This is a genomic window from Rhizobium sp. Rhizsp42, assembly GCF_047304155.1.
GTDB lineage: Bacteria > Pseudomonadota > Alphaproteobacteria > Rhizobiales > Rhizobiaceae > Rhizobium.
This window is the reverse complement of record NZ_JBGLYS010000082.1, coordinates 1-6,092: the sequence shown is the minus strand read 5'-3', so window position 1 is coordinate 6,092 and position 6,092 is coordinate 1. Positions and strand designations below refer to the sequence as shown.

The following is a 6,092-nucleotide window of genomic DNA, read 5'->3' as shown; positions in this document are numbered from 1 at the left end:
CATTTAGGGGGTGGCCTCGCATAGGCGTGGTGTGGGTGCGCTTGGGCGTGGTGCGGATACACCCCCCTCTGTCCTGCCGGACATCTCCCCCACAAGGGGGGAGATCGACTCGTTGCGACGGCATCCCCAAACAATGAGAGTGGAGCGAGCGGTTACGCCCAGCCAATCTCCCCCCATGTGGGGGAGATGCCCGACAGGGCAGAGGGGGGTAACCCGCGGCACAACACCAGCCATCATCAATACCCCACCGGCGGCAACGTCGGTTCATCTGGCTCGGCCACCCGCATCTCGTCGGTATTGTCAGTGCCGATGTCCTGATAGGCGCGGTAGGTCAGCACCAGCAGGAAAGCCAGCAGCGAAAAGGAGATGACGATCGCCGTCAGGATCAGCGCCTGCGGCAGCGGGTTGGCTGCCCCCGATGGCAGCGCATCGAGGCCGTCGGGGATGATCGGCGGCACTTCGCGGGTCAGGCGGCCTGATGTGAAGAGCAGGAGGTTGACGGCGTTGCCGAGGATGGCGATGCCCAGCATGATGCGGATCGAGAATTTCGACAGCATCAGATAGACGGCGGCGGTGAAGAACAGGCCGACGAGGATGGCGAAGAGCGGCTCCATCATTCGACCTCCCGCTCTTCCAGCGACAGCGCAATCGAGGTGACCGCGCCGACCACGACGAGATAGACGCCGATATCGAACAGCATGACCGATGACAGCGGCACCTCGACGCCGGCAATCACTGGATAGATCCAGAGGCCGGTCATGAAGGGCACGGCGAAAAGGATCGAGATGAGGCCGGCCACGGAGGACATCAAAAGGCCGGCGCCTGCTATCGACAGCGGGTGGAAGACGATGGCGCGACGCACGGCGCCGGTGCCCTTTATGATGCCGAAGATCGCCAGCGCGGACGCCGCGATCAGCCCGCCGATGAAGCCGCCGCCGGGCTCATTATGGCCGCGCAACAGCACGAAGACGGAGAAGAGCAGCATCAGCGCGGTGAGCACGGGAGCGATGGTGCGAGCGATAAGCGTATTCATGGGCGCTCCACTCCGAGGTCATCGGGCGCATCGGGGTCGTTTGCCGCGAGCTTGCGCTCGGCCCCTGCCCGGACACGGATCAGCGCCAGGATGGCAAGGCCGGTCATGGCGACGACGGCGATCTCGCCGAGCGTATCGGTGCCGCGGAAATCGACGATGATGACGTTCACGACATTGGCGCCGTGGGCGATGGTTTTCGAATAGGTGTTGAAGAAATCGCTGAGCGTGGCGCTGAACGGCGCTTCGGTCGCCTTCATCAACAGCAGCGTCAGGCCCACGCCGCAGGCGAGTGCCACCGCGCCGTCGAAGAGCATCTGGCCGAGAGGGCGCGGATCGGTGTGCGAGAGGCGCAGCCGCGTCATGACCAGCGCGAGGATGACGACCGAGAGCGTCTCCACCATGAACTGGGTGAAGGCGAGATCGGGGGCGCCGAAGAGCAGGAAGATCAGCGCCACGGCGAAGCCCTGGATGCCGAGCGAGACGATCGCCGTCAGCCGATCGCGGGCGATGATGACGGCGACAAGCCCGATCACGGCGAGCAGGAAGACACCCCATTCATGGATCTGCACGCCCGCCGGCCATGCCGGCAGCGACGGCCCCTCGCCGAACAGCCAGAGCGGCAGAATGAGGATGGCGGCGACCGCGAGAAAGGTGCAGGTCACGTAGATCTCCAGCCGGCCGGGCTGCAGGATGCGGGTGATGCGCACGGCGAATGAGACGAGGCCCGATATGGCGTTGTCGAAGCCCTGGTCCGGTCCCGGCCCCAATCTGTGCAACAGCGCCGCCATCAGCGCGCGGGCGCGATCGAGCTGCCAGTAGACAACAATGCCGAGCGCGATGGTGAAGAGCGACAGGAGCAGCGGCAGCCCGATATGCGGGGCAAGCGAGCTCTCGATCGTGGTGGCTGCTCCCCTGATGGAGGAGGCCATCGGCGAGGAGATGAAGCGGTGCGTCGTCGCCGAAAACAGGGCGGCGAGAAGGCCGAGCAGGGCGAGCACGGCGGGGCCGAGCCAGAGAAGCGGCGGGGCTTCGTGTGGGTGCTTCGGCGTTTCGACCGGGGCGCCGAGGAAGGGTTTCAGGGCGACGGCGAAGGCGATGGCGAACATCAGCACGTTGGCGGCAATCACCAGGATGGCAAAGAGGATCGAGCGCGGATCGCCATGGGCAAGGGCTGCATAGATCTCCTCCTTGGCGAGGAAGCCCGCGAACGGCGGCAGGCCGCCCATCGAGAGGGCGGCGGCGAGCGCGATTAAGAAGGTCAGCGGCATTGCCGTTCTCAGCCCTCTGAGGCGGGTCACGTCGCGGGTGCCGGTCTCGTGGTCGATGATCCCCGAGACCATGAACAGCGCGCCCTTGAACAGCGCCTGGGCGACCAGATAAAGCACCGCCGCCTCGATGGCGTAATCGGAGCCGAAGCCGGTGAGCAGCACCAGAAGGCCGAGCGAGGACACCGTGGTGTAGGCGAGCTTCAGCTTCAGATCGGTCTTGCGGATGGCAAGCAGCGCGCCGACCACAAGCGTGACGCCGCCGAAGAGCGGGAGGATGGTTTCCCAAGGTGTTGTGCCGCCCATGACGGGATTGAGGCGCATCAGGAGATAGACGCCGGCTTTGACCATGGTCGCCGAATGCAGATAGGCCGAAACCGGCGTCGGCGCTTCCATGGCGTTGGGCAGCCAGGCGTGGAACGGATATTGCGCCGATTTGGTAAAGGCGCCGCCGAGGATGAGGAGCAGGATCGGCATGTAATAGGGGTTGGCGCGCAAGAGATCGCCCGATTGCAGCAGCACCGAGAGCTCGGACGCGCCTGTCGTGCTCCAGATCATCAACAGGCCGGCCAGCAACAGCAATCCGCCGCCACCGGTGATGACGAGCGCCTGCAGGGCGGCGCGGCGCGAGGCCTCGCGGCGGTGATCGAAGCCGATCAGCAGGAAGGAGGTGATAGACGTCAGCTCCCAGAAGACGAAGAGCATCAGGAAATTGTCGGAGACGACAAGCCCGAGCATCGCGCCCATGAACAGGAAGATGAAGGAGAAGAAGCGGCCGAGATCGGGATGGCCCTTCAGATAACCGCCGGCATAAAGCACGACCAGCGTGCCGATGCCCGTGATGAGCAGCGAGAAGGTGACCGACAGGCCGTCGAGCATCCAGGCGAAATCGAGATTGAGGCTCGGCACCCAGGCATAGCCGCCGCGAATGACGGTTCCGGCGGCGATTTCGGGCAGAAGGCTTGCGAAGCGAAGGAAAGCGAGAAGCGGCGCGAGCGCCAGCAGCCAGGCGGCGTTGTGGCCGAATGCGCGGACGAGAAACGGGGCGAGGACGGCGCCAAGAAATGGCAGACACAGTGCCGCAAACGTCAATGCCGTGCCATCGGCCATCCGCTCTCCTTTTACCCTTGAAGACCCCGAATCCGAAACAAATCAGATGCCTCAGGTTTAGAAGAAGAGCGCCGCCATCTCAAGCTAGATCGGCCAAATGAGGGTTTGGACGCATCGCGCGCGGGGACGGATGGCGGCGCAAAGAGGCTGTTTCAGGCAGCGCGGGTGAGACGCGGCATGCGTCTTGGCGCGAGCAGCGTGTGCAGAATGAAAGCGGCAAGCAGCAGCGGCCAGAGCGAACAGGCGGCGAGGCCAAAGCCACGCGCCAGCGTCCATCCGCCCCTGACGGCCCAGCCTTCGAGCGCCGTCATCAGCATGAAGACACTCGAGATCGCGCAATAGGCGCTGACTACAATGGTTTCACTCATTTCAGCATCCCCCGATGCTCGATTTTCATCAAGTATAGCCAGGATCAGGGGCGACATTAGCTGGCTCTTATGATGAGCCGGCGTTCATCCGAACGGGCGATGCGACGAAGGGCGCGATAACCGCGCTTGAGACGAGCGGCAGACGGCGTTTCGTGGTAGTCTCCTTGCAATAGCAAATGCCAATCATCAAGGGAGGATGAGGCGATGCTGGAAGCGGACAAGATCTTTGCCGGCTCCGTTCCTGAGAATTACGACCGCCATATGGTGCCGCTGATTTTCGCATCCTATGCCGCGGACCTGGCGCGGCGGGCCGCCGCCCTCAAGCCGAAGGCGGTGCTCGAGATCGCGGCCGGCACCGGCGCCGTGACCCGGGCGCTGGCGCCATTGCTGCCACCCGGCGCGACCTATATCGCGACCGATCTCAACCAGGCCATGCTCGACTATGCCCGCTTGCACCAGCCGGCTGACGACCGTGTCGTCTGGCGACAGGCCGATGCCATGGCGCTACCCTTCCAGGATGCGAGTTTCGACCTCGTCTGCTGCCAGTTCGGGGCAATGTTCTTTCCGGATCGACCGGCCGCCTATCGCGAGGCACGGCGGGTGCTCAGGCCGAACGGCCGGCTTCTGTTCAGCGTCTGGGACCGGATCGAGACGAACGTGTTCGCCGACGACGTGACCAAGGCGCTGGCCACCGTGTTTCCCGAGGATCCGCCACGCTTTGCCGAGCGCACGCCGCACGGCTATCACGACCGCAACCAGATCCGCGACGATCTCGCGCGCGCCGGATTCCGCGAGATCGAGATCGACACCCGCCCCGATATCAGCCGCGCGCCGTCCGCCCGCGAGGTGGCGGTCGCCTATTGCCAGGGAACGCCCTTGCGCGGCGAGATCGAGGCGCGGAACCCTGCGAAGCTCGAGGCCGCGACCAAGGCGGCGGAGGCGGCGCTCGCGAGCAAGCACGGCAACGGCGAGATCGCCGCCAAGATCCAGGCGCATGTGATTTTGGCCTCGGGGTAGGTTTGCCTCATCCAGCCCATTGCGCGGCCCGGCCTCTCTGGCGCATAGGAAGATTCAAACGGAATCAATCCTTTAGGGAAACGCAATGAACCTTATCGAAGAGCGCGTGGCGATGGCGCGAGCGGGCACCAACCCTTATGTCATCTGCCGCATGCGTTCCGGCTGGCTTGTCATCGGCGATGTGCAGCCGCTGCCGGGCTACTGCCTGCTGCTGGCGGATCCCGTCGTGCCCCGCCTCAACGATCTCTCTCCCGAAGCGCGTGCGGCCTTTCTCGGCGACATGGCGCTGGCGGGCGACGCGCTGCTTTCCGCTACCGGTTGCGCCCGGGTGAACTACGAGATCTGGGGCAATGCGGAGCCTGCGCTGCACGCGCATATCATGCCACGCTATCTGACAGAGCCCGAGGACAAGCGCCACCGCCCGGCCTGCATGGGCTATTCGTGGGCAGAGGCGGCGAAATCGGGCGACGGCGAGGCCGCGCTGGTCGCCACGCTGCGAGCGTATATCGAGGCGCACGGGGCTGTGGTTTGATCGACACGGAGGCCGCGAACTCGCCCTTCGGACGCGTGCGGTCCCTTGATCGTTCGCGTCAACAGCACCACATTCTCGAAGAAATCAAAAAACACTCGCCGCAAGCCACAGCTGCGTGAAAGGAGCACTCCATGGCCGATACGACGATCGCCAAGGTTCACAAGACCGATGCCGAGTGGAAGGAACAGCTCACCCCCGAGCAGTACCGCATCACCCGCCAGCACGGCACCGAACGGGCTTTTACCGGCCCCTACTGGGATTCATTCGAAACGGGGCTCTACAGCTGCGTTTGCTGCGACGCGCCGCTGTTTCGCTCCGACACCAAATTCGACGCCGGCTGCGGCTGGCCGAGCTACTTCGAGGCGGTTTCGCCCGAGGCGGTGACCGAGTATCGCGATACCAGCCACGGCATGGTGCGCACCGAGATCCGCTGCGGCAATTGCGAGGCCCATCTCGGCCACGTCTTCCCCGACGGCCCACCACCGACGGGCCTGCGCTACTGCATTAACGGCCACTCGATGGTGTTTACGCCAGACAAGTGATGGCGATGTCTCCTGTTGATCCACTGGCGTTCAGTCCGTTGCGGCGTGATTAGATCCTCGGGACGAGCCCGAGGATGACGTCGAGAGGGAGGAAATGCTGGTGTTTCAATGGGTTGCCGGATCGTAGCTCCATCGCTTCATTGGTTTCCTGACGCCGGCCACATACTCAGCCGTCATGCTCGGCCTTGTGCCGAGCATCTAAGCACGTCTCCCGGAATGCAACGG

General features: G+C 64.3%; 7 protein-coding genes. 3 read left to right on the top strand and 4 right to left on the bottom strand.

The features are described 5' to 3' along the window. Window positions 1-236: 236 nt before the first annotated feature. The 4 genes from ACCD05_RS31425 to ACCD05_RS31410 form a co-directional block, all read right to left on the bottom strand. Entirely contained in the window at window positions 237-614 is a 378-nt protein-coding gene (locus ACCD05_RS31425; RefSeq protein WP_112983264.1) for a Na+/H+ antiporter subunit C, read from the bottom strand. Further along, the gene (locus tag ACCD05_RS31420) at window positions 614-1,033 is read right to left on the bottom strand and encodes a Na(+)/H(+) antiporter subunit B (protein WP_413397571.1); all 420 of its coding nucleotides are present in this window, start codon (window positions 1,031-1,033) and stop codon (window positions 614-616) included. The genes ACCD05_RS31425 and ACCD05_RS31420 overlap by 1 nt, the downstream gene beginning before the upstream one ends. Beyond that, on the bottom strand, window positions 1,030-3,408 hold the full coding sequence (locus ACCD05_RS31415) for a putative monovalent cation/H+ antiporter subunit A (protein ID WP_413397569.1): 2,379 nt from the start codon (window positions 3,406-3,408) through the stop codon (window positions 1,030-1,032). Before ACCD05_RS31415 ends, ACCD05_RS31420 begins: the two co-directional genes overlap by 4 nt. A 152-nt stretch (window positions 3,409-3,560) precedes the next feature. Continuing rightward, entirely contained in the window at window positions 3,561-3,776 is a 216-nt protein-coding gene (locus ACCD05_RS31410) for a hypothetical protein (RefSeq protein ID WP_413397567.1), read from the bottom strand. Window positions 3,777-3,980: 204 nt separating this feature from the next. On the opposite strand from ACCD05_RS31410, the gene ACCD05_RS31405 reads away from it, so the two are divergent. From ACCD05_RS31405 to msrB, 3 genes are all read left to right on the top strand, one after another. After that, window positions 3,981-4,793 (top strand): class I SAM-dependent methyltransferase, encoded by an 813-nt coding sequence (locus ACCD05_RS31405; protein WP_413397565.1) that lies wholly within the window; start codon window positions 3,981-3,983, stop codon window positions 4,791-4,793. 85 nt (window positions 4,794-4,878) lie between these two features. After that, window positions 4,879-5,325: an HIT family protein gene (locus ACCD05_RS31400; RefSeq protein WP_413397563.1), complete on the top strand. Its 447-nt coding sequence runs from the start codon at window positions 4,879-4,881 to the stop codon at window positions 5,323-5,325. Between the two features lie 131 nt (window positions 5,326-5,456). Beyond that, a complete protein-coding gene (msrB, locus tag ACCD05_RS31395; RefSeq protein WP_018901181.1) occupies window positions 5,457-5,867 on the top strand; it encodes a peptide-methionine (R)-S-oxide reductase MsrB in 411 nt (136 codons plus the stop codon). Window positions 5,868-6,092: the final 225 nt, after the last annotated feature.

Bases quoted from the DNA above. Each gene is read 5' to 3' on its own strand.
- ACCD05_RS31425 (WP_112983264.1), bottom strand. From the start codon at position 614: ATGGAGCCGCTCTTCGCCATCCTCGTCGGCCTGTTCTTCACCGCCGCC.
- ACCD05_RS31420 (WP_413397571.1), bottom strand. From the start codon at position 1,033: ATGAATACGCTTATCGCTCGCACCATCGCTCCCGTGCTCACCGCGCTG.
- ACCD05_RS31415 (WP_413397569.1), bottom strand. From the start codon at position 3,408: ATGGCCGATGGCACGGCATTGACGTTTGCGGCACTGTGTCTGCCATTT.
- ACCD05_RS31410 (WP_413397567.1), bottom strand. From the start codon at position 3,776: ATGAGTGAAACCATTGTAGTCAGCGCCTATTGCGCGATCTCGAGTGTC.
- ACCD05_RS31405 (WP_413397565.1), top strand. From the start codon at position 3,981: ATGCTGGAAGCGGACAAGATCTTTGCCGGCTCCGTTCCTGAGAATTAC.
- ACCD05_RS31400 (WP_413397563.1), top strand. From the start codon at position 4,879: ATGAACCTTATCGAAGAGCGCGTGGCGATGGCGCGAGCGGGCACCAAC.
- msrB (WP_018901181.1), top strand. From the start codon at position 5,457: ATGGCCGATACGACGATCGCCAAGGTTCACAAGACCGATGCCGAGTGG.